Below are 20,320 nucleotides of genomic sequence, written 5' to 3'. Positions count from 1 at the left end.
GGGCTGCCTCGCCCACTCGGGGCCAGTCCATCTCCTCAACCTGGGTTGAGGTCAAGAGGTGCCGGCGGACGGGCCGACGCCGGGCGACTCGACCAGCCGGGAGAGCACGATGGTGCTGCGGGTGGAGGTCACGAAGGACTCGGCACGCAGCCGCTCCAGTGCCGCCTCCAGGTGGCTGATGTCGGCGGCGCGCAGGTGCACGAGCGCGTCCGCCTCCCCGGAGACGGTGTACGCGCCGACCACCTCGGGGTGCCGGCGGGCGGCCACGCCGATCTGCGCCGGGGTGGTCCGGCCGGCGCAGAACAGCTCGACGAAGGCCTCCGTGGTCCAGCCGACGGCGGCCGGATCAACGACGGCCGTGAATCCCCTGATCACGCCGGTGGCGCGCAGTCGGTCGACGCGACGTTTGACCGCCGGGGCGGAGAGTGACACCCGGGCACCGATGTCGGCGTAGGACGCACGGGCGTCCGCGACGAGTAACGCAATGATCCGCTGGTCTACCGCGTCTATCTGCAACGTTCCGCCTCTGGGAAGCAACGCTTGTGGCTGTTTTCAAAGTTCCACGGTACCTACTCTTGGTGACCGTGAACCAGCAGCGTTTCCCGCGAAAGCGGACATATCTCATGTGCTCGCCGGAGTACTTCGCGGTCGAGTACGCGATCAACCCGTGGATGGACGTGACCACCCCGGTCGACCGGGCCCTGGCGGTCAAGCAGTGGGACCGGCTGCGCGAGACGCTTGTCGGCCTCGGCCACGAGGTGCACCTGCTCACCGCCGAGCAGGGCCTGCCCGACATGGTCTACGCCGCCAATGGTGGCTTCGTGGTGGACGGCAGCGTCTACGGCGCCCGGTTCAAGCACGAGCAGCGGGCCGCCGAGGCCGCCGCCCACTACGCCTTCTACGACGCGCAGGGCTGGCGGTTCATCGCACCCAGCGAGACCAACGAGGGTGAGGGCGACTTCGCGTACGTGCCGGAGGCGCACGGCGGGCTCATCCTGGCCGGGCACGGCTTCCGTACCGAGATCCCGGCGCACGCGGAGGCGCAGGAGGCGCTGGGCCGTCCGGTGGTGTCGCTGCGCCTGATCGACCCCCGCTTCTACCACCTGGACGTGGCGCTCGCGGCCATCGACGACGCGAATGTCGTCTACTTCCCGGGCGCGTTCTCCGCGGCCAGTCAGCGGGTGCTCACCCAGCTCTTCCCGGACGCGGTGATCGCCGACGACGAGGACGCGATGGCCTTCGGGCTCAACCTGGTCAGCGACGGCGCGAACGTGGTGCTGAACAGCGAGGCCACCCGCCTGGCCGGCAAGCTCAAGGCGGCCGGGTACACCCCGGTCCCGGTCGAGCTGGCCGAGCTGAAGAAGGGCGGCGGCAGCGTGAAGTGCTGCATCGCCGAGCTGCGGCACTGACCCCGCGAACGTTCCGGGGCCGGCCTCCCACTGGGAGACCGGCCCCGAATCGTGCTCCGGGTGGGCGTTCAGCCCAGCGTGGCCAGCTCGTTGATCAGCACGTTCGACATGACCTGACCGTCGCGCTGCACCTCGCGCAGGTACCACTTCTGCTGCGGGGTACGCGGCTGGTTGAACTGCCAGATGCCGCGCGGGCTGTCGATCTGGCCGATCTTGCCCAGGGCCAGGTTGACCTGCTGCGGCGTGGGCTTCCCACCGGTCAGCTGGATGGCCTGGTCGAGCACCTGCGCCGCGTCGTACGACGCCATCGCGTACGTGGTGGGGGTGACCTGGTACTTCTTGCGGTACGCCGAGGCGAAGACCCGGTTCGACGTGTTGTTCAGGTCGGCCGAGTAGTTCAGCGCGGTCTGGATGCCCAGCGCGTTGTCCTTCAGGTTCTCCAGCACGGCGCCCTCGGTGAGGAAGCCGGGTGCGTAGATCGGCCCGGCGAACTTCTCGCGCAGCTGCTTGATGAACTCCACCGCCGCCGCTCCGGCGAAGAAGCAGAAGACCGCTGTGGGCTTCTTGGCCAGCGCCCTGCTGATGTCCGAGGCGTACGTCGTCTTGCCGGGGTTGGAGGTGGCGCTGGTGTAGGTCACCGCGTCGCGGATCCGGGGGTCGTTCGTGCCGAAGTACTCCCGGAAGCCGCGGACGACGTCCGGGCTGCCGACGTTCTCCGGCATGATGATCGCGACGCGGCCGTTCGCCGGCAGCTGGTCGCGCAGGTAGGTGCCCAGCGCCTTGCCGGCCTCGTCGAGCACGTACGAGGTCCGCCAGATGTAGAAGACGCTCTGCAGGCTGCTCGGTGAGGCGTTGGAGCCGATCAGCGGGACCCGGGCCTGCTCCACGGTGTCCCGGATGCCGACCATCACCGCCGAGTTGACGACGCCGGTGAGTGCCAGGACGCCCTGCTTGAGCAGGCCCTCGACGGCAGCCTTGCCCGTCTTGGCGGTGTCGCCCTCGTCGGCGGTCAGCAGCTCCACCGAGTGGCCGCCCAGCCGCTGGTCGTGCAGGTCGAGGAAGAGCTGGAAGCCATTGGTGATGTCATCGCCGATGCTCTTGAAACCACCGGCCTGCGGCGTGATCAAACCGATCTTGATCGGGCCCCGGTCGGCGGTCGGCTCGGCGTCACCGTCGGAGCCGCACGCGGCGACGAACCCGGTGGTTCCGAGCGCGGCCAACAGTTGGAGCGCCCGCCTGCGATTCATCTGCGACACCGAGTTCCTTCCAGGGAAGCGTTGCAGGGCTGAACACCGCCCCAACGGCGTTCTACCTGGTCCGCGACGCTGCGTCAATGGCTATTGATCATCGTGCAGGGACCGCAACACGGCAAGGACCTGAGGCCAGGCGACGGCCTCCGGGTCGATCAGCCCGAAATGCTCGCATCCGGGCAGTTCAACAAGGGAGATATCGGAACCCGTGGCACGCGCTTCCGCGACGAAATCCCGGCTCATCTCCACTGGAACCTGATGATCGTCGGACCCATGAACGACTACTGTGCGTGTTCGTATCGGTACCAACATCCGTGGATCCGCTGCCGCGTACCGGTCCGGGACGTGCGCCGGGCCGCCGCCGAGCAGCGCGGCGACCGCCCCCGAGTCCAGGTCCCGCCGGTACGCCTCGCCCAGATCGGCCACCGGGGCCAGGGCGAGTACTCCGCCCACCGTCGCCGGTGCGGTGCCCGCCACGTACAGCGCCAGGTGGCCGCCTGCGGAGTGCCCGACCAGGATCGGCGCGGCCAGGCTCACCCGGCCGGGCAGCGCCTCGGCCGCCAGCGCCGGCAGCTCGGCCACCCCGGTCAGTACGTCGGTGAGGGTGCCCGGCCAGCCGCCTCCCGGCTGCCCGGTGCGGCGGTATTCCAGCTGCGCCACCGGGTAGCCGTCGGCGGCGAGGGCTGCGGCCAGCGGGCCGGTGTGCCGTCGGTCGTACTCGGCCCGCCAGAAGCCGCCGTGCAGGACGACGACCAGCGGCCGGGCCGGCCCGGTGCCCGCCGGGAGGCGCAGATCGGCCACCTGATCCGGGTGGTCCCCGTACGCCACCGTCCGGTCGGGCTCCGGGGCGGGCCGGGTCAACACGGCGCGCGGGTCGACAGGCATGGCGCGACGGTAGCGCGCCCCGCCCGGGTGGTTCGGCCCCGGTAGTCGGTCCCGGGCGGCATGGGTCGCGCCCGCTGGGTAAAGATGGACCCCATGACCGAAGCGCGCTCCGCTGGACAGAACGACGAGCCCGGCCCCGACGACTCCGGCCACTCCGGCACAGTGGTGGTGGTTGGTCCGGACGGCCGGCCGATCGGCACGATGCAGACCGACGAGGGCCAGGGCGAGGACCCGACCCGCCTGGTCGAACAGCCGGCCAAGGTGATGCGGATCGGCAGCATGATCAAGCAGTTGCTGGAGGAGGTGAAGGCCGCACCTCTCGACGACGCAAGCCGCAGCCGGATGCGGGAGATCCACGAGCGGTCGATCGTCGAGCTCAAGGAGGGCCTCGCCCCCGAGCTTCGCGACGAGCTGGAGCGCATCTCGCTGCCCTTCGCCGAGGACAAGGCCCCCAGCGAGAGCGAGCTGCGGATCGCGCACGCCCAGCTCGTCGGCTGGCTGGAGGGCCTGTTCCACGGCATCCAGGCGGCCCTGGTGGCCCAGCAGATGGCCGCCCGGGTGCAGCTGGAGCAGATGCGCGGCGGCCGGCAGGCGCTGCCCAGCGGCCCCGGTGGGGTCGTCCCCGGGATGCCGGGCATCGGCCAGCCGGGCGGCGGCGAGGGCCACAACACCGGTCAGTACCTCTGACCTCAGTCCACCCCGAAGATCTTCTCCAGGTACGCCGCCACGCCGTCCTCGGTGTTCGCCGTCGTCACATCGTCGGCGACCGCCAGGACGGCGCGGTGCGCGTTGGCCACCGCCACACCACGCCCGGCCCAGGTCAGCATCGGCACGTCGTTCGGCATGTCGCCGAAGGCCAGCACGTCCTCCGCGGCCACCCCGACCTGGTCGCAGTACCAGGCCAGCCCCGCCGCCTTGGTCACGCCGGCCGCCGAGATCTCCACCAGCCCGGAGGACGACGAGTGCGTGGCCTCGGCCAACCCCGCCACCGCCGCGGCGATCAGCTCGGCGAAGGCATCCGGGTCCTGCTCGCCGGCTCGGGCGAGGAGCTTCACCGCCGGGACGGAGAGCAACTCCTCCGGCGTCTCGACCGGTCGGATGCCGCTGGCGTCGGCGTCCCAGCGCAGGGGGTAGTGCTCCTCGTGCCGCATCTCCCGGCTGTCCAGGATCTCCACGGCGAAGCTGATCCCGGGCACCTCGGCCCGTAGCCTCCGGGCCACCTCGGCCAGGTGGTGCGGGGCGAGCGGGTCAGCCCGCACCACCTCGTCGGAGAACGGGTCGTAGACCACGGCGCCGTTGGCGCAGACCGCCGGCAGCGGTCGGGCGAGCTGGTCGTACACCATTTTGAGCCAGCGGACCGGACGGCCGGTGACCAGGACGACCGGCGTGCCTTGCGCGGAGATCCGCGCGAGCAGGTCGGCGGTGCGTGGGCTGACGGTGTGGTCGTCGCGGATCAGCGTGCCGTCGATGTCGGTGGCGATGAGGCGGGGTGTGTCTCCCATTACCGGGACAGTAGCCGGTCCAGATACACCGCCACCCCGTCGTCGTCGTTGCGCAAGGTCACCTCGTCGGCGACGGCACGCAACTCGGGGTGCGCGTTGGCCACGGCCACCCGCGACCAGCCGGCCCACTCGAACATCGGCAGGTCGTTGGGCATGTCGCCGAAGACCAGCACATCGGCCGGGTCGACCCCGAGGGTCTGCGCCACCACTGTCAACCCGGTCGCCTTGTCCACGCCGGGCGGGCAGATCTCGATGAAGCCGAGCCCGGCCTGGGTGAGCGTGGCGACCTGCGGCGGGACGATCCGGCGGGCCACCGCCAGCAGCTCGTCCACGTGATGGTCGGCGGTCCGGGCGAACGCCTTGATCACGTCGCAGGCGAGGCACTCGTCGCGAGTGCGTGCCTCGAAGCGGTCCTGGTACGGCCAGCTCTCGTGGTAGTCGCCCCACAGCGGGGCGTCGTGCTCGTCGGACGCCTCGACCATCACGGTCAGCGGGCCGACCTCCGCCTCCAGGTCGGCGAGGAGCCGAGCCAGAACCTCGGCGGGCAGCCGCTCGTCGCGGAGCACCACCGGGCCGCTCGGGTCGCTCTGGTCGACCACCCGTCCACCGCCGGCCATCACCAGGAAGTCGGCGGCGCGGATGTCGTTGCGGGTCAACTCGGTCAACCGAGGGCCGCGTCCGGTCGCGCCGACCACCGGGATTCCGGCGGCGCGCACCCGGTCGAGCACCCCATGGGTGTACGCGGAGACGGTGTCATCGCTGCGGACCAGCGTCCCGTCGAGGTCGGTCGCGATCAACTTGGGCAGTCCCGGGCGGGTCATGGTTCCTCCTTCGCCCGCCGCCGTCGCACCGCCAGGGTCAGGGAACCCGAGTCTCGGAGTGACGGCGGGTCAGCAACCGTACCTCGCGGAACGGGTCGCATCCATGACTTCCAGGCGAATCGGACGCCAACTCCCACCCACTCCCGTTCGGTGGGCGGGTGATGGGGGGGCCGGTCAGGGCTGGGAGTCAGGGCGGGCGAAGGGGGCGGCGGGGGTGACCGTCAGGTCGGCCGGAGACGGAAGGCCGTCCTCGATCGGGTCGGGGCCCCGGCGGCGGCGCCAGGGGCGCGGTGCTGGCGCGTCGCCGGGCCGGTCATCGTCGTCTGGTGTGCCGCCGAACACGGCGGGGGGTGCGGCGGGAGTCAGTCGCAGAGCGGCAGCGAACAGCACACAGGCGACGAACGCCATCACCAGCCCACGGCCGTACTCGATCCGAAAGCCGTCCTCGAGCGAGTAGAAGAAGTTTCGCTGACCGGGGTTGTCGAGGCCCGCCGTGGCGGCCACCAGCAGCACCAGCAGGGCAGCGGCCAGGGTGAGGCCGACCAGCCGGGCATTCGGCCGTACGGCCGCCGTGCCGCGCAACGTCAGCGCCACGGCACAGACGAGGGCGATAAGCCCGACCAGGTAGCCGACCCCGAAGCCACCGACCTCGGACACCCCGGCGGGCACCTCGATAGTCGTGTTGCCCTCGGGCCCACCGTTCGGCAGGCTCATCACCAGCCACTCACCGACGAGCGAGGCGATCGCGGCCACCGCGCCCAGACCGGCGAGCAGCAGGGGCAGCCGGGGATCCTGCGCGAGGTCGGCCAGGGACCAGGCGAAGCGGCGTCGCGGGGCCGGCTCGTCGGCACCCCACTCGATCACCGCAGGGGCCTCGGAGCGGTCGCCCTGCCGCGGGATCGGAAGCTCCTCGGACATCGGCCACCCTTCCGCCGGTCACGGACCTGGGTCGCATCATGGCACAGCAAGCTGGTGGTGACAGGGATCGCAGGGCTGGCGCGCGCGCCGGTCTGTCGCCCGATGGTCGCCTTTCCGCTAGCGTTTGCCCCATGCCTATCCGTACCGCTTCAGCACAATGGCAGGGCAATCTCACCGAGGGCGCGGGCACCATTCGCACCGGTAAGGGCGGCCTGTCCGGCAACTACTCCTTCAAGTCGCGCTTCGAGGAGGGTGAAGGCACCAACCCCGAGGAGCTGATCGCCGCCGCGCACGCCGGCTGCTTCTCGATGGCGTTCTCCAAGGCGCTTGCCGACGCGGGCTCGACGGCCACCTCGGTCGAGACCACCGCCAAGGTGCACCTGGACAAGACCGACGCCGGCATGACCGTGACCCGGATCGATCTGGAGACGGTCGGCCAGGTCCCGGGGATCGACGAGGCGGAGTTCCAGAAGCTCGCCGAGGCCGCCAAGGCCAACTGCCCGATCTCCCGTCTGCTCTCGCCGGGCGCCGAGATCACCCTCAACGCCCGCCTGGCTGCCTGAGCCAGCCGGCCCACCCCGTACGTCCACGGAAGGAGCCTCCGCCCGGTTTCGGGTGGTCGCTTCTTCCGTGCATGTGCGGATGACAGTCACCGTCGTCCAGCAGGACCGGGCCGCGTGCCCGCGCGTCGGGCACAATGGGCGAGGTGCCGGTGGAGATGAGCCGTGAGCGCTTCGAGGAGTTGGTCGGCGAAGCCCTCGACGAGGTGCCCGAAGAACTACTCGGCCTGATGAACAACGTGGTGATCCTGGTCGAGGACGACCCACCTCCGGGAGAGGTCGACCTGCTCGGCCTCTACGAGGGGCACGCGCTCACCGACCGCGGTTGGGGCTATTCCGGTGTGCTGCCCGACCGGATCTTCATCTACCGCCGTCCGATCCTGCGGATCTGCGACAACGACGACGACGTCATCGACGAGGTGGCGGTTACTGTGGTGCACGAGATCGCCCACCACTTCGGCATCGACGACGCGCGGTTGCACGCGCTCGGCTGGGGCTGAGCCCCGCCGCTCGACGTCCGCCCACCCGCGCCACACGAACGCGCCGCGCCGCCCGTCCGACGGCCGGCGCTTGCCGAGGTCGCCTACCGTCGGTGCAGCGAACGCGACCCTATTCAGGAGGCCCTTTCATGCGCAGCGAGCTGTTCTCCGCGGAGAATCTGGAGAAGGAGTCCGCGCAGCCCGGCATGCGGTTGCAGAACTCCAAGATGTTGAAGATCGAGCTCAACGGCGAGGCGATGGCCCGGGTCGGGTCGATGGTCGCCTACCAGGGGAATGTGCAGTTCCAGGCGTTGGGTTCAGGTGGGCTCGGCAAGTTCCTCAAGCAGAAGCTCACCGGCGAGGGCGTCCCGCTGATGAAGGTCACCGGGCAGGGTGACGTCTTCCTCGCCGAGCTGGCCAAGGACGTGCACATCATCGACCTGGAGCCGGGCGACGCCCTCTCCATCAACGGCAGCAGCGTGCTCGCCTTCGACTCCACCCTCCAGTACGACATCAGGATGGTCGGCGGCGCCGGGATGGCGTCCTCGTCCGGCCTCTTCAACTGTGTGTTCAGCGGCTACGGGCGGATCGCCATCACCACCAAGGGCACCCCGGTCGTGCTGAACGTGGACGCTCCGACGTACGTCGACCCCCAGGCCGCGGTCTGCTGGTCGGCAAACCTCCAGACCGGCTACCACCGGGCCGAACAGCTCGGCCTCGGCACTCTGTTGGGGCGCCGCACCGGTGAGTCGTTCACCATGAGCTTCGCCGGTCAGGGCTTCGTGGTGGTGCAGCCGTCCGAGGAGCCACCCGTCATGGGCAGTGGCCAGCAGCAGCAGGAGGGCGGTCTGCTCGGCGGTCTGCTGAGCTGATCGACAGTCGCGCGACGCGCACCTGATCCGTCGAGCTGACCGCGGCGGCGCGGGCGCTCCCGTTTCCTCGGGGGCGCTCCGCGTCGGTCAGGTCAACTCGCCGGTACGCAGGCGGGCCAACCAGGCCGCCGCGTCGGCGTAGTCGACGTCGGAGAGGCCCGCCGGCGCGGGCACTGGGCGTTCGCCCGCCTCGGCCCACCGGTGCCGGGGGTAGGAGCCCAGGAAGCGCACGTCGGCACAGACCCTGCGGAGCCCCTGCAACGCCTCGCCCAGGCGTACGTCGGCGACGTGGCCGGTGCAGTCCAGGAAGAAGACGTAGCGGCCCAACGCCTCGCCGGTCGGCCGGGATTCGATCCGGGTCAGGTTGACCCCACGGACGGCCAGCTCCATCAGCACGGACAGCAGCGCGCCGACCCGGTCGTGGGCGATGAAGACCGCGAGCGAGGTGAGGTCGTCACCGGTCGGCGGGGGTGGCGGCCCGGGGCGGGACACCAACGCGAACCGGGTCACCGCGTCGGGGTGGTCGGCGATCTTGTCGGCGAGTGTGGTGAGTCGGTGCCGGGCGGCTCCGATCGGTGCGCAGATCGCCGCGTCGTACTCGCCCGTGCCGGCACCGGCGGCCGCCGCGCCGTTGGAGAGCACGTCGACCACCACGGCGTCGGGCAGGTGGTTGCGCAACCAGCCCCGGCACTGGGTGGACGCCTGTGGATGGGCCGCCACGGTGCGGATCGAGGTCAGCGGGGTGTCGGGCCGTGCGGCGAGCACGAACTCCACCGACAGGATCACCTCCCGGGTGATCACCAGCGGCTCGCCCTCGGCCATCTCGTCCAGCGTGACGCCCACCGCCCCGCCGATCGAGTTCTCCAGTGGCACCAGGGCGGCGTCGGCGTCGCCGGCGCGGACGCTGTCCAGCGCCTCTCCGACGCTGCGAGCGGGCGTACGGGCGCCGCGCTCGGCGGCGGGTATCGAGCGCAGGGCCTGCTCGGCGAAGGTGCCTTCCGGCCCGAGGAAGACGAAACGTGTCGGCGGTGTTCCCGGCATGCCGATCAGCCTACGCACCCGGCCCGTTGGCCGGGCCGGCGTCACAGGCGAGGGCCCGAATCCCGGCCGGACTGGTGGCGCGGACCTCGATGGTGCAGACGTCAGTGCCGGCGGTGACCAGCACCGGGGAACCGGGCTCGCCCCGGGTGATCACCTGGAGTTCCTCGTGCCCGGTCACCGTCAGCACTGTGAACTGCCAGTCGCCCGCGCAGAGCGGCCCGGTGCGGACCTGGACCCGGACGTTCGCCGGCAGCACTCCGGCCCTGCCCCGCAACAGTTGCAGCACACGCTGGCCGGTCGGCCCGTTGCGGCAGGCCGTCGCGACCAACCCGGCGTCCGGGGTGGGCGTGACAGTGCCGAGAGACGGGGCGGTGGCCGGCGGGGTGGTCGGCGGGGTGGCCGGTGCGGTGCTCGGGCCGGACGGTGTCGGGGCTGCGGTGTGGGTGGGAACGCTCGTCGGCTCCCCCAGCCCAGGTGGGGCGCCACAGCCGGCCAGCGCCGCGACGGCGAGCGCCATCGGCAGGACTCGGGCGAGGCTCCGCGCCGGAACGCGATCGACTGCCCGCCCAGGAGCCGCCGGTGCGGGGTGGATCGTCGACCGCGGTGCGGGGGACGCGGGCGGGGGCGGGATGAACGGCACGGGCCGATCCTCGGGACATCGGAGAATTCTTCGCGGCCGGGGTGGCCGAGCCCATCGTAGGGTGAGCGGCCGGTCGGGTGAAGGTCAGCCGGTGACGCGATGCCCGGCGCGCTGGAGCGCGGCCGTGCCCTCGGTCAACCGGACGGTCGGCACCAGCAGATAGTCGGTGTCGAACGTGGAGAACGTGACGGCACTGACCCGGGCCTCGGCGAGCGGGTCGACCAGCGCGGCCAGACTGCCGGTGCCGGCCAGCGTCACCGGGGCGGTGACCCGTAGGCAGCGCCAGGTCGTCTCCACCACGGCCTGTGCCGGCGCCCGCTCGGTCGGGCAGATCACGGAGATCCCGTCGGAGGTCCAGCTCACGGTCACCACGTCCGCGCCGCGCAGCCCGCTCGACAGCGCGTACGGCAGGGTGTTGCCAGGAGCCAGCCGGCACACAGCGTATTCCCCCGGCAGCAGAGCGATATCGAGCATGAGGGCACCCTACGGCCTTCGTGCAAACCCGCCCCGGCAACGCCGCGTGCGGCGAAGGACACACTGCGCCGCAGGTCAGACCTCGGAGAAGAAGGTGAGTGAGCCGGCGACGGTGCCGTCGGTGAGCACCGGGGTGGAGATCGCGTCAACTGTCGCGTCGGAGCTGTTCGCGGAGGCGGCCTGCACCCTGAGTAGCCCCCGGGCGAGTCGGCCGGAGGAGAGCGCCAGCAGGGGCGGAATCTTGTCGATCTCGGCTTCGGTCAGCTCGCCCCGGTTGGCGGTGAAGTCGAGCAGGCGCAGCCCGCCATCGAGCAACGGTCGACCGATCAGCCCGGCCGGCTCACCGAGGCAGAGCAGTTCGCAACCGGCCGCGGAGATCGCCACCACCCGGGTGTCGGCGTCGATCAGCAGGCACGGCTCGTCGGCCCGGGAGACTGTCGACGACCATTGGCCGACATTGTCGGACTCCGGCTCTGTCGAGGCCCGCACCGCCGGCACGAACGCTTCCGAGAGCGAAAGTTCGACGTGGGCCACCGCGCCTCCTATGTGCACCGATCGACTGTCCACGCTAGCGGGTCGCCGACGGAATCACCGAGCGCACCGGGTCACCGGGGCGCGCAGCGTGAACCGCAGCGACCGGTGACGGCGCGGAAACCGGTGAGGTGAACGGGGGGACCGGAGCCGCGTGGCGTCGCCGGTGACGTTACCGGCGGTGGGCCGGCTTGTCAGCGGCCGTTCGGCCCTCGTCGTACCACCGGTAGTCGGCGGTTGGACGGTACGTGCCGTTCAGCCAGGTGCCCGGGTGTTGCGCGACCCGGGAAAGCTTCTCGGCGGTGGCAGGGCTGATCCGGCTGCCACCGGCCACGAGCAGCCGGTCCAGTTCCCGGTGGGTGGCCATCAGACAGTCCTTCGGAAGGCCGTAGACGCTGATCACGCCCGAACCGACGAAGGTCAGCACCGGTGTCACCGGAACGGGAAGCCCCACCGCCTCCGAGAGGGCCTTGCTGGCCCTCTTGGCGTCCCGGCGGGACTCGGCCACGTACGGAGGTCGCTTGCCGTTGATCTGCACCACGTCTCCGGCGACGAGCACCCGGGCCCGGCCGTGGTCGGCGATGGTCACGGCGAAGAGGCCACTCGGCCCGATGGCGAGGAACCCGGCTCGATCGTCCTGACCGTGGTCGAGGACGTCTGTCACGTCGGTGCGCGGCCACTCGATCACGTGCCAGGAAGGCCCGAGGTGGTCGAGTTGGCCCAACGCCCGTGCACCGGCCGCCTCCAGGCGGCGTGCACCCCGCTCAGCACGACGGCGGCGGGCCCATTCGAGCGGTGTCGGACGGACCGGTTCGAGAACCCCCGGCGCCTCGACGCGGGGGTGTGGCACCGCGACGGGCGGCAGTGCCCGAGCGGACGGTACGGCTCGTCGTGCGGGAAAGACAGTCATCGCGACCTCCGGCAAAAGGTCCCTCGAAGTTATGTCCTCACTACCCTACGTTGCCACTACCGGTGTTCTGCAAGCCGGAGCGCCGGAGTGACTGTGGATGAATGCCATATTCATCCACAGTTCTTTTCTCGGATGCCGCTAAACCCTGCCCTACGCTGCGGGAGTGACCCACTACGTCGACAGTGAAGTCGGCCGGCTCGGCACCGTACTGCTGCACCGGCCCGGCCCCGAACTGGCCCGGCTCACCCCGCGCAACAACGACTCGCTCCTGTTCGACGCGATCCCCTGGGTGGAGCGCGCCCAGGAGGAACACGACGCGTTCGCCGCCGCCCTGCGCGAACGCGGCGTCGAGGTGCTCTACCTGGCCACCCTGCTGGCCGAGACGCTGGCCGTCGCGGACGCCCGGGCCGAACTCACCGAGCAGGTGCTGCGCTCCCGGCGGCTCGGCGACACGCTGCGCGCCCGCGTCGCCGACCACCTCTCCTACCTGGACCCGGCCGCGCTGGCCGACGTGCTCACCGCCGGGCTGGCCCACGAGGAGTTGCGGATCAGCTCCGAGCGGCCCGGTGGGCTGGTCTACACGCTGATGGACCGACACGACTTCGTCATCGACCCGTTGCCCAACCTGCTCTTCACCCGCGACTCGTCGCTGTGGATCGGCGACCGGGTCGGCGTCACCAGCCTGGCCATGCCGGCCCGCCGCCGCGAGACCACCCTGACCGACGCCATCTACCGCCACCACCCCCGGTTCGCCGGCACCGAGTTCGTCTACCGCCCCACCCTTGAGCACCTGGAGGGCGGGGACGTGCTGCTGCTCGCGCCCGGCGTGCTGGCGGTCGGGGTGGGTGAGCGGACGACACCGGCCGGCGCGGAACGCCTCGGTCGGCAGGTCTTCGCCGCCGGCCTGGCCCACACCATTCTGGTGGTGCCGATCGCCCAGAAGCGCGCCACCATGCACCTGGACACCGTGTGCACGATGGTCGACGTGGACGCCGTCCTGATGTACCCCAACATCGCCAGCACGCTGTCCGCGTACACGGTGATCGCCGGCGGGGACGGCGAGGACCCGCGGGTGGACGGGCCGGCACCGTTCCTGCGGGCCGCCGCCGACGCGATGGACCTCGACCTGCTCCGGGTCATCGACACCGGCCTGGATCCGGTCACCGCGGAACGCGAGCAGTGGGACGACGGCAACAACACGCTCGCGCTGGCCCCCCGGCTCTGCGTCGGCTACGAACGCAACACGGCGACCAACGCCCAACTGGAGCGGGCCGGCATCGAGGTGATCCCGATCGCCGGCTCCGAGTTGGGCTCCGGTCGGGGCGGACCGCGCTGCATGTCCTGCCCGATCACCCGGGACCCGCTCAGCGCAGGGTGAGCTGGCGGCCGAGCAGCCCCTGACGGGCCCGGCGGCCGGCGGCGTCGAGTGGGTCGGTGACGGTGAGCGCCTCGGCGTACCGCTTGGCGAACTGCGCCACCGGCTCCTCCCACTCGGCGGCCGGGGTCTCCTCCGGCAGGTCCCAGACCGGCACGAGTCGACCGTGCGCGCGGAACATGCCGGCGAACTTGGTCTGCTCGCCGAGCGTCAACGTGCCAGCCGCGCCGAGTCGAGCCAGCGCGTCCAGGGCGGCGTCCTCGTCGTCCGGCAGCACCCAGCGCACGTGGGCCTTCTCCGGGACCTGACACCAGTACGCGGCCTTCGCCGCGGTCAGCCGGACCGTTGGGTAGATGGCCGCGTTCGCCCGCTCCAGTGACGCCTGGACGGTCGGATCGTCGGCGGCCCCGGGGTCGAGCCAGAAGTCGAAACCGTCGTGCATGGTGATGTCCAGCGGACCGTCCACGAGGATGTCCTGCAGCCGGGGCCCGGGGCCGGGCAGCGGCGCCACCGCCACCTGGCCACCCGGCTCAGCACGCAGCGCGCTGAGCAACGCGTCGGCCAGGTCCCGCGACACGTCACCGGACTGCTGGTGGCGCTGGAGGCCGATCAGCACCCGGCCATCCGGCTTGGTGATCGCCGGGGCGGCCATGGGCAGCACCGTGGCGAGCGTCGCCGTCCGGTCACCGAACTCGTCGACCAGGGCGGGCGCCAGCCGCAGCGGGGCGGAGGCAGCGGGCACCAACTCGCGCAGCGCGATCCACTCGGACTCGTCGACCAGCCCGTCGAACGGACGCGGCACGAAGACGTCCCGCACCTTGTCGCGACGGGGGGTGGTGTCGGCGGCGGCGCGCTGGCTCTTTCGACGCTTACTCACGGCGTCACAGCCTAGAGCTTCGAGCGGCTCGCCGTGACCGGGACCCGCCCGAGTGGTCCTCAGCCCGCCGGCACCAGGTCGGGTCGGGGTGTCGGCACCCCGTCGAACTCCGCCCAGACGCGCTGGCCCATGCCGTCCTGCTCGAAACCCCAACGGGTCGCCAGGCCGGCCACGATGTGCAGGCCGCGCCCGTCCGCCGCATCCGCGCTGGCCGTCCGGAGCCGTGGCCCGGTGCTCGCGCTGCCGCCGTCCGTGACCCGAAGCTGGATCAGTGTGCCCTCGGCCGAGGGCCGCAGGTGCCAGGCAACCCTGATCACGTCGCCGGGCAGCGGTCTGGCGTGCCGCACCGCGTTGCCCACCAGCTCCGCGAGCACCGCGATCAGGTCCGCGAGGATCGTCGGGGGTACGACATCCGTCAGCTCGGCGGCGAGCCGGTGTCGGGCCAGCCGTGCCCCGCCCGGGTGGTGCGGAACCACCACGCACCAGGCCCGATCCCTCGTTGCCGCTGCCACCGTCGCCTCCACGTCGCGCCACCCCTGGTCAACCGCGTGGTAGCCGCACCTCTGCGACCGTACCGCCGCCGGTCCTCGGACGTAGGGATACCCATCCATTCTGTTGTTCAACGATCCGGCGGACGAGATAGAGCCCGAGCCCGGCTCCGGGATAGCCGCGCCGGTCGCCGGACTCGCCCTGCCAGAACCTGTCGAACGCCCGTTCCACGTGCTCGGGTCGGATGCCGATGCCCTGGTCGCTGACCCGGAACGCCACCAGATGACCGTCGCCCGAGGCGGTGATCTCGATGGGAGATTCAGGTGCCGAGTACTTACCGGCGTTCGTCGTCAACTCGGTCAGCACCGTGGCCAGGCTGGGCCGGTGACCGAGCGCCTTGGGTAGGTCGCTCGGAAGGCGGAGCACCAGCCGGCGGCGCAGCTCGGCCGGCAGGTCGACGACGGCGGAGCGCAGCGCCTCACCGAGGTCGAACGGGGTGGGAGGGTCGTCGCCCGGCCCCACCTCGGCCGCCGAGCTGAGCAGACGGTCGACCAGCCGGGCCAGCTCGTTGGCGCGTTGCCCGATTACCCGGGCCGCCTGCCTTCGGTCGACGTCGGTCAGCGACTCCCAGTGGTCGGTGAGGGTGTCCGCGTACCCCTTGATGACGGTGACCGGGGTGCGTAGCTCGTGGCTGGTCACCGCGACGAACAGTTCGCGGTCGTGGTCGCGGCGCTGCTGGTCGGTGATGTCGCGGAAGGTGACCACCCGTAACGTTCCCGGGCCGGGCAGGTCGCCGGAGGTGATCCGCAGCCAGCGGCCGTCCGGCATCCGGTGGTCCCGAACCTGCCCGGAGGGTGGCAGCGGGAACGGCAACGGGCGGCTCAGCGACTGCTCGACCGTCCGGCCGGTGACCTGGGCGGCGGCCGGGTTCCAGAGCCGGACGTGCCCGTCCCGGTCGACGACGGCCAGCCCGTCGGCGAGGGCCGCCACCACCGGGCCGTCGCCGTGCACCGGCAGGCCACTCTGGTCGCCGTACATGTGCCCGACGCAGGAGGCGAGATAGGCGATCACCCCCTGCTGCTCGGCGCCCGGCTCGTCGTCGCCCGGGTAGAGCGCGTGCAGGCTGCCGACGGTGTGACCGCCGATCTCGGCCCGGGAGACGACCATCCGGCGCAGGCCGCTGCCGGCCAGTTCGGCGGCCAGCTTGCCGTTGAGGTCACTCACCCGCGCCTGTCGTACTCGTGGCCCGGTGAGCAGGCAGACGGTGTCCGGGTCGTCGACCGCCAGTGGTCGGCCCAGGGCCCATTCCGCCGCGCCGGTCGCGGCGATGACGCGACCGCCGGTGGGACCGAACTCGACGAACGCCATCCCGGTCGCGCCGAGCGCCGGCTGGGCCACCCGGAGCAGTTGGGTGAGGACCGGCAGGCCCGCGTCGCCTGAGTTGATCATCTCGATCACGACGGTGTGGCCGGCGAGGAGAGCGGGGAAATCGATACGCTCCGGCATGTGCCGAGTCTGCCCCGCCGACCCGGTTTTGGGCACCCCCGCCCGGTCGATGGGTCAGCGGTCCAGCCGGGCGAGGGCGTACGCGGGCCGGTCGGTGATGATCCCGTCCACCCCGGCGGCCAGCACCAGCTCCAGGTCGGTCGGCTCGTTGATCGTCCAGACGTACACCTGGTTGCCAGCGGCGCGTAGCGCGGGCAGCAACTGCGGGCGGGTCCGGACCAGGCCGATGCCCGGCCCGGCGATCCGGGTGCCGAACGGCAGCCGACCCAACCGCAGCCAGCGCGGCAGCACCTCCAGCAACAGCACGGTGGGCAGCGTCGGGGCCAGCTCGCGCACCCGACGGACCGCCAGCGGGGAGAACGACATGACTGTTACCTGCACCGGGTCGTCCGGCGTGGGGTCGGCGAGCCCGTACCGGCGCAGCAGGCTGACCAGCCGCCGTTCCACGTTCGAGCCGTAGCGGGACGGGTGCTTCGTCTCCACCAGCAGTCGGACCGGCCGCCCGGCGGCGAGCACCGCGTCCAGGAGCCGGGCCAGGGTCAGCAGCCGGGTGTGTGACTCGTCAGGCGGCAGATCACCGTCCGGGGCGCCGCCCGGGTGCCACGAGCCGAAGTCCAGGGCGTCCAGTTCGGCGAGCGTACGCGCGCTGACCAGACCGCGACCGTTGCTGGTGCGGTCCAGTCGTCGGTCGTGCACACAGACCAGGTGCCCGTCCCGGGTCAGCCGGACGTCGCACTCCAGGCCGTCGGCGCCCTCGTCGAGGGCGCGCAGGTACGCGGCGAGGGTGTGCTCGGGTAGGTCGAACGAGGCGCCGCGGTGCGCGAAGACCAGTGGCCCGCCCATTGCGCCGGCCTCAGATGACCTGGCCGGGCTGCCCGTTCGCATCGACCACCGGTCGGCCGACGGCAGCCCACTGGCGCATCCCGCCGTCGGCGTTGCGCACCTGCTCCCAACCGTTGTTGATCAGGTAGGCGACGACCTGGGCGGAACGCCCGCCGGAACGGCAGACGACCGCCACCTCCCGGTCGGTGGGCACCTCGGCCAGCCGGGCCGGCAGCTGCATCATCGGCAGGTGGTGAGCGGTGGGCGCGTGGCCGGCCGCCCACTCGTCGTCCTCCCGCACATCCAGCAGGTAGGTCTCGTCGGCGATCTCGGTCACGGGCACTGTGGGAACCTGGGGTCCGAACACAGGAAGCAACACTAGATCCTCGTGGCCCGGTTCGACACCGACCGGGCCGTCGGCACCGTCACAACCGGGTCACCCAGCGGGGATTGGCCTGCGCCCAGGCCGGCACCCGGGTGTCGCGCAGCGCCTCGAACAGCCCGTTGCCGCCGTTGTCCAGCACCACGTACGAGACCTCGTCGATGGTCTGCGGCGAGGAGGGCACCTGGACGCCGCGCATCCCGTCGGGCGGCAGCGCGCGCAGCGCGAGGAGCAGATCCTCCAGGGGTACGCCGTTGGTGTCGACGGTCAACGAGCCGCCGACCGCCCGGAGCACCTGGTCCAGTTTGACGGGGTTGCTCCGCAGGTCCGCCTTGCCGGCGCTGTCCAACATCGCCCTGAGCAGCTGCTGCTGGTGGTGCTGCCGGTCGTAGTCACCGCCGGGCAGGTCGTAGCGCTGTCGGACGTAGTCGAGCGCCTGCGCGCCGTCCATCTGCTGGCAGCCGGTGGGGAAGACCCGGTTGGTGTGGATCGAGCGGACCTCGGTGTCCACGCACATCTCCACCCCGCCGAGCAGGTCGATGACCTTCCGGAAGCCGGAGAAGTCGATCAGCGCGGCGCCGTCGAACCGGATGCCGGTGAGCCGGTGCAGGGTGGCGGAGAGCAGTTGGGCGCCGGCCTGCCCGCCGCCGCCGTGCTCGTACGCGGCATTGATCTTGTCTTGACCGCCGCCGAAGCCGTTCGCGGGCGGGATGGCGACCAGCAGGTCACGCGGGATGGAGACCAGGTACGCCTCCCGCTGCCCGGCGGGGACGTGCACGATGAGGATGGTGTCCGAGCGCTGGTCGGGGCCGCTCTCGCCCGGGCGCCGGTCGGAGCCGACCAGGAGGTAGTTGAGCGGGCCGTCCAGGTCGCTGCGCTCGGTGCGGGCGTCGGCGTCGAGCAGTTGCTCCTTGGTCACCGTGCGGTCGTAGCGGTGGCTGAGCGTCTTGAGCCCGGCCACGGCGAGCCCCGCCAGCAGGACGAGGGCCAAGCCGATGCCGAGCAGGATCCGCGGCCCACGGGCGCGGGGCGACCGGGCGGACGGGGCTGCTTCGGCCCGGCCCGCTGCGTTCCGTCCCCACCTGGACGTGACCGCCTCCCCGCAGCCGATACGTGAAACCCGTTCACGTCAGGCTACGGGCGGTGAGGAGGTCGTCGCTGGCTTTCCGCGACTCCCGGCCTCACTTGCGAGTGGAGATCACCTCGGGGTGGGTGAAGACGAACTCGGCGAGTTTGTCCTGCTTGACCGCCTGGAACATCGCCAGGGTCTCTTCGTTCAGACCCTCGGTGTTGTTGTTGTTGGCGTTGAAGGTGCCGTTGTTGGTCTTGAGCATGGTCAGCTCGTTGCCGGTGACCCCGCGCATGGTGAAGATGAAGTCCTCGATCGGCACGCCGCCGGTGTCCAGCACGAATGCCTTGCCCGCCGCCTTGATCAGGTTGTTCATCTTGGCCGGGTTGGACAACATCCCACCCTCGGTGGCCTTCTTCGCCATCGCCTTGATCAGCTGCTGCTGGTTGGCCTGCCGGTCGTAGTCGCCGTTCTTGAGGGTCTTGCGCTGGCGGGAGTAGTCGAGCGCGGCCCAACCCTCCATCTCCTGGCAGCCCTTCTTGTGCACCACCGGGGTCCGCTGCTTGCCGGTCTTCTTGGCGTCCGCGTTCCACATGGGCTTGCCGTCGACGTACGACATGTGCAGCGACTTGACCTCCTGGCTGACACAGATCCGCACCGTGCCCAGGGTGTCGATGACGTTCTTGAAGCCACCGAAGTTGATGATCGCCGCGCCGTCGAAGCTGATCCCGGTGAGCCGCTTGATCGTCTGGGCCATCAGCTGGGCGCCACCCTCCCAGCCGCCACCGTTGGCGGCACCGGCCTGGAACGCGGCGTTGATCTTTCCGGAACCGCCGCCGTAGCCGCTCTTCTTGAACGCCGGGATCTGCGCCTCGGTGTCCCGGGGGATCGAGATCAGGTACGCCTGGTCGTGCGTGGCCGGAATGTGCAGGACGATGATGCTGTCCGAACGGACGTCGTCGGCGGCCCAGCGCTCCCGCGCGTCCACGCCGAGCAGCAGCATGTCGATCGGGCCGTCCAGGCTCGCACCGCCCTCGGCGTCGGACTTGCCGGCATCACCCAGCAGGTTGCCCTTCGCGATGCCGCCGGTCGCCTGCCCGATCAACGCCTTGCTGCCGACGATGGCCACCCCGCTGCTCAGCATCAGCACGGCACCGAAGACGACGGTCAGCCTGGCCCAGAGCGGGTCCTTGCGCTTGGTCCGCTTCTTCGACCCACCGCCACCCGGGCGGTCGCCGCCACCGCCACCACCGCCGCTACCCGGCGGACGCGAGCCCGGCCCGCCTCCCGAGGGGCGCGCCTGCGCGGGTATGGCCGCAGCGACTCGGCCGCTGGGGGCGGCGGACCCGGAGGAAGAAGGGCGACGACTGGCCTGAACCGGCATGCGTGCTCCAGCTCGTGATCAGGAGGGGGCGGCACCACTGTACGTACATCAAATCGACTTGGCGAGTTCATCCCGGGTCAATCCGGACGTCGAATTTTGCAGACTCAGTCGATCGTCGCCGCTC

The 20,320-nt window shown here is 71.2% G+C and carries 24 protein-coding genes; 6 read left to right on the top strand and 18 right to left on the bottom strand.

The annotated features are described in order from the left end of the window. Positions 1 to 51: 51 nt before the first annotated feature. A complete protein-coding gene (locus tag AB0B68_RS04675) occupies positions 52 to 516 on the bottom strand; it encodes an Lrp/AsnC family transcriptional regulator (RefSeq protein ID WP_357193585.1) in 465 nt (154 codons plus the stop codon). A 59-nt stretch (positions 517 to 575) separates the two neighbouring features. On the opposite strand from AB0B68_RS04675, the gene ddaH reads away from it, so the two are divergent. Continuing rightward, the gene (gene ddaH, locus AB0B68_RS04670) at positions 576 to 1,409 is read left to right on the top strand and encodes a dimethylargininase (RefSeq protein WP_357257854.1); all 834 of its coding nucleotides are present in this window, start codon (positions 576 to 578) and stop codon (positions 1,407 to 1,409) included. Between the two features lie 68 nt (positions 1,410 to 1,477). On the opposite strand, the gene AB0B68_RS04665 is transcribed toward ddaH, so the two are convergent. Then, positions 1,478 to 2,665: an ABC transporter substrate-binding protein gene (locus AB0B68_RS04665; protein WP_357193589.1), complete on the bottom strand. Its 1,188-nt coding sequence runs from the start codon at positions 2,663 to 2,665 to the stop codon at positions 1,478 to 1,480. Positions 2,666 to 2,746: 81 nt separating this feature from the next. Beyond that, complete coding sequence (locus AB0B68_RS04660; RefSeq protein WP_357193591.1) at positions 2,747 to 3,544, bottom strand: alpha/beta hydrolase; 798 nt, start codon at positions 3,542 to 3,544, stop codon at positions 2,747 to 2,749. An 84-nt stretch (positions 3,545 to 3,628) separates the two neighbouring features. On the opposite strand from AB0B68_RS04660, the gene AB0B68_RS04655 reads away from it, so the two are divergent. Beyond that, positions 3,629 to 4,231 (top strand): bacterial proteasome activator family protein, encoded by a 603-nt coding sequence (locus tag AB0B68_RS04655; protein WP_355004489.1) that lies wholly within the window; start codon positions 3,629 to 3,631, stop codon positions 4,229 to 4,231. Positions 4,232 to 4,233: 2 nt separating this feature from the next. Here AB0B68_RS04655 and AB0B68_RS04650 read toward each other — a convergent pair whose 3' ends face one another. The 3 genes from AB0B68_RS04650 to AB0B68_RS04640 form a co-directional block, all read right to left on the bottom strand. Further along, a complete protein-coding gene (locus AB0B68_RS04650) occupies positions 4,234 to 5,046 on the bottom strand; it encodes an HAD family hydrolase (RefSeq protein ID WP_357193594.1) in 813 nt (270 codons plus the stop codon). Then, positions 5,046 to 5,867 carry an HAD hydrolase family protein gene (locus AB0B68_RS04645; protein ID WP_355004487.1) on the bottom strand — a complete coding sequence of 274 codons (822 nt, stop codon included), beginning with the start codon at positions 5,865 to 5,867 and terminating at the stop codon, positions 5,046 to 5,048. The genes AB0B68_RS04650 and AB0B68_RS04645 overlap by 1 nt, the downstream gene beginning before the upstream one ends. A gap of 174 nt (positions 5,868 to 6,041) precedes the next feature. Beyond that, entirely contained in the window at positions 6,042 to 6,785 is a 744-nt protein-coding gene (locus AB0B68_RS04640; RefSeq protein WP_357257852.1) for a hypothetical protein, read from the bottom strand. A gap of 131 nt (positions 6,786 to 6,916) precedes the next feature. On the opposite strand from AB0B68_RS04640, the gene AB0B68_RS04635 reads away from it, so the two are divergent. From AB0B68_RS04635 to AB0B68_RS04625, 3 genes are all read left to right on the top strand, one after another. Further along, positions 6,917 to 7,348, top strand: a complete 432-nt coding sequence (locus AB0B68_RS04635; RefSeq protein ID WP_355004485.1) for an OsmC family protein — start codon at positions 6,917 to 6,919, stop codon at positions 7,346 to 7,348. Between the two features lie 149 nt (positions 7,349 to 7,497). Continuing rightward, positions 7,498 to 7,845, top strand: coding sequence for a metallopeptidase family protein (locus AB0B68_RS04630; protein ID WP_357193788.1), 348 nt, complete (start codon positions 7,498 to 7,500; stop codon positions 7,843 to 7,845). Between the two features lie 128 nt (positions 7,846 to 7,973). Next, positions 7,974 to 8,696, top strand: a complete 723-nt coding sequence (locus tag AB0B68_RS04625; protein ID WP_354969821.1) for an AIM24 family protein — start codon at positions 7,974 to 7,976, stop codon at positions 8,694 to 8,696. 87 nt (positions 8,697 to 8,783) lie between these two features. On the opposite strand, the gene pheA is transcribed toward AB0B68_RS04625, so the two are convergent. The 5 genes from pheA to AB0B68_RS04600 all read right to left on the bottom strand — a co-directional run bounded on the left by pheA (position 8,784) and on the right by AB0B68_RS04600 (position 12,292). Next, positions 8,784 to 9,737 (bottom strand): prephenate dehydratase, encoded by a 954-nt coding sequence (gene pheA / locus AB0B68_RS04620; RefSeq protein ID WP_355004484.1) that lies wholly within the window; start codon positions 9,735 to 9,737, stop codon positions 8,784 to 8,786. A 10-nt stretch (positions 9,738 to 9,747) separates the two neighbouring features. Beyond that, positions 9,748 to 10,254 carry a hypothetical protein gene (locus tag AB0B68_RS04615; RefSeq protein WP_357257850.1) on the bottom strand — a complete coding sequence of 169 codons (507 nt, stop codon included), beginning with the start codon at positions 10,252 to 10,254 and terminating at the stop codon, positions 9,748 to 9,750. 207 nt (positions 10,255 to 10,461) lie between these two features. Then, positions 10,462 to 10,851 carry an ACT domain-containing protein gene (locus AB0B68_RS04610; RefSeq protein ID WP_357193605.1) on the bottom strand — a complete coding sequence of 130 codons (390 nt, stop codon included), beginning with the start codon at positions 10,849 to 10,851 and terminating at the stop codon, positions 10,462 to 10,464. 75 nt (positions 10,852 to 10,926) lie between these two features. Beyond that, positions 10,927 to 11,385 carry a hypothetical protein gene (locus tag AB0B68_RS04605; RefSeq protein WP_357193608.1) on the bottom strand — a complete coding sequence of 153 codons (459 nt, stop codon included), beginning with the start codon at positions 11,383 to 11,385 and terminating at the stop codon, positions 10,927 to 10,929. Positions 11,386 to 11,554: 169 nt separating this feature from the next. Next, entirely contained in the window at positions 11,555 to 12,292 is a 738-nt protein-coding gene (locus tag AB0B68_RS04600; protein ID WP_355004480.1) for a hypothetical protein, read from the bottom strand. Positions 12,293 to 12,455: 163 nt separating this feature from the next. Here AB0B68_RS04600 and AB0B68_RS04595 point away from each other — a divergent pair, with 163 nt between their 5' ends. Continuing rightward, entirely contained in the window at positions 12,456 to 13,670 is a 1,215-nt protein-coding gene (locus tag AB0B68_RS04595; RefSeq protein WP_357257848.1) for an arginine deiminase, read from the top strand. Here AB0B68_RS04595 and AB0B68_RS04590 read toward each other — a convergent pair. The 7 genes from AB0B68_RS04590 to AB0B68_RS04560 all read right to left on the bottom strand — a co-directional run bounded on the left by AB0B68_RS04590 (position 13,657) and on the right by AB0B68_RS04560 (position 20,196). Beyond that, a complete protein-coding gene (locus AB0B68_RS04590; RefSeq protein ID WP_357193613.1) occupies positions 13,657 to 14,544 on the bottom strand; it encodes a DUF5926 family protein in 888 nt (295 codons plus the stop codon). The two genes, AB0B68_RS04595 and AB0B68_RS04590, sit on opposite strands and share 14 nt — an antisense overlap. A 59-nt stretch (positions 14,545 to 14,603) precedes the next feature. Then, positions 14,604 to 15,023: an ATP-binding protein gene (locus AB0B68_RS04585; protein ID WP_357258037.1), complete on the bottom strand. Its 420-nt coding sequence runs from the start codon at positions 15,021 to 15,023 to the stop codon at positions 14,604 to 14,606. Positions 15,024 to 15,084: 61 nt separating this feature from the next. Beyond that, complete coding sequence (locus tag AB0B68_RS04580; RefSeq protein ID WP_357193619.1) at positions 15,085 to 16,539, bottom strand: PAS domain-containing sensor histidine kinase; 1,455 nt, start codon at positions 16,537 to 16,539, stop codon at positions 15,085 to 15,087. Positions 16,540 to 16,593: 54 nt separating this feature from the next. Next, complete coding sequence (locus tag AB0B68_RS04575; protein ID WP_357193622.1) at positions 16,594 to 17,382, bottom strand: glycerophosphodiester phosphodiesterase family protein; 789 nt, start codon at positions 17,380 to 17,382, stop codon at positions 16,594 to 16,596. A 10-nt stretch (positions 17,383 to 17,392) separates the two neighbouring features. Further along, entirely contained in the window at positions 17,393 to 17,728 is a 336-nt protein-coding gene (locus tag AB0B68_RS04570; RefSeq protein WP_030331693.1) for a rhodanese-like domain-containing protein, read from the bottom strand. A gap of 58 nt (positions 17,729 to 17,786) precedes the next feature. Further along, positions 17,787 to 18,734 (bottom strand): LCP family protein, encoded by a 948-nt coding sequence (locus tag AB0B68_RS04565; RefSeq protein WP_357257846.1) that lies wholly within the window; start codon positions 18,732 to 18,734, stop codon positions 17,787 to 17,789. A gap of 190 nt (positions 18,735 to 18,924) precedes the next feature. Then, positions 18,925 to 20,196 carry an LCP family protein gene (locus tag AB0B68_RS04560; protein WP_357193628.1) on the bottom strand — a complete coding sequence of 424 codons (1,272 nt, stop codon included), beginning with the start codon at positions 20,194 to 20,196 and terminating at the stop codon, positions 18,925 to 18,927. Positions 20,197 to 20,320: the final 124 nt, after the last annotated feature.

This window comes from Micromonospora sp. NPDC049049 (assembly GCF_040649115.1).
Taxonomy (GTDB): domain Bacteria; phylum Actinomycetota; class Actinomycetes; order Mycobacteriales; family Micromonosporaceae; genus Micromonospora.
The sequence above is the reverse complement of the archived record's forward strand: the minus strand, read 5'-3'. Positions and strand labels throughout refer to the sequence as shown.

What these genes read in the sequence shown, in the direction of transcription:
- AB0B68_RS04660 (WP_357193591.1), bottom strand. Translation starts at nt 3,544, where the DNA reads ATGCCTGTCGACCCGCGCGCCGTGTTGACCCGGCCCGCCCCGGAGCCC.
- AB0B68_RS04655 (WP_355004489.1), top strand. Translation starts at nt 3,629, where the DNA reads ATGGACCCCATGACCGAAGCGCGCTCCGCTGGACAGAACGACGAGCCC.
- AB0B68_RS04650 (WP_357193594.1), bottom strand. Translation starts at nt 5,046, where the DNA reads ATGGGAGACACACCCCGCCTCATCGCCACCGACATCGACGGCACGCTG.
- AB0B68_RS04645 (WP_355004487.1), bottom strand. Translation starts at nt 5,867, where the DNA reads ATGACCCGCCCGGGACTGCCCAAGTTGATCGCGACCGACCTCGACGGG.
- AB0B68_RS04640 (WP_357257852.1), bottom strand. Translation starts at nt 6,785, where the DNA reads ATGTCCGAGGAGCTTCCGATCCCGCGGCAGGGCGACCGCTCCGAGGCC.
- AB0B68_RS04635 (WP_355004485.1), top strand. Translation starts at nt 6,917, where the DNA reads ATGCCTATCCGTACCGCTTCAGCACAATGGCAGGGCAATCTCACCGAG.
- AB0B68_RS04625 (WP_354969821.1), top strand. Translation starts at nt 7,974, where the DNA reads ATGCGCAGCGAGCTGTTCTCCGCGGAGAATCTGGAGAAGGAGTCCGCG.
- pheA (WP_355004484.1), bottom strand. Translation starts at nt 9,737, where the DNA reads ATGCCGGGAACACCGCCGACACGTTTCGTCTTCCTCGGGCCGGAAGGC.
- AB0B68_RS04615 (WP_357257850.1), bottom strand. Translation starts at nt 10,254, where the DNA reads ATGGCGCTCGCCGTCGCGGCGCTGGCCGGCTGTGGCGCCCCACCTGGG.
- AB0B68_RS04610 (WP_357193605.1), bottom strand. Translation starts at nt 10,851, where the DNA reads ATGCTCGATATCGCTCTGCTGCCGGGGGAATACGCTGTGTGCCGGCTG.
- AB0B68_RS04600 (WP_355004480.1), bottom strand. Translation starts at nt 12,292, where the DNA reads ATGACTGTCTTTCCCGCACGACGAGCCGTACCGTCCGCTCGGGCACTG.
- AB0B68_RS04580 (WP_357193619.1), bottom strand. Translation starts at nt 16,539, where the DNA reads ATGCCGGAGCGTATCGATTTCCCCGCTCTCCTCGCCGGCCACACCGTC.
- AB0B68_RS04575 (WP_357193622.1), bottom strand. Translation starts at nt 17,382, where the DNA reads ATGGGCGGGCCACTGGTCTTCGCGCACCGCGGCGCCTCGTTCGACCTA.
- AB0B68_RS04560 (WP_357193628.1), bottom strand. Translation starts at nt 20,196, where the DNA reads ATGCCGGTTCAGGCCAGTCGTCGCCCTTCTTCCTCCGGGTCCGCCGCC.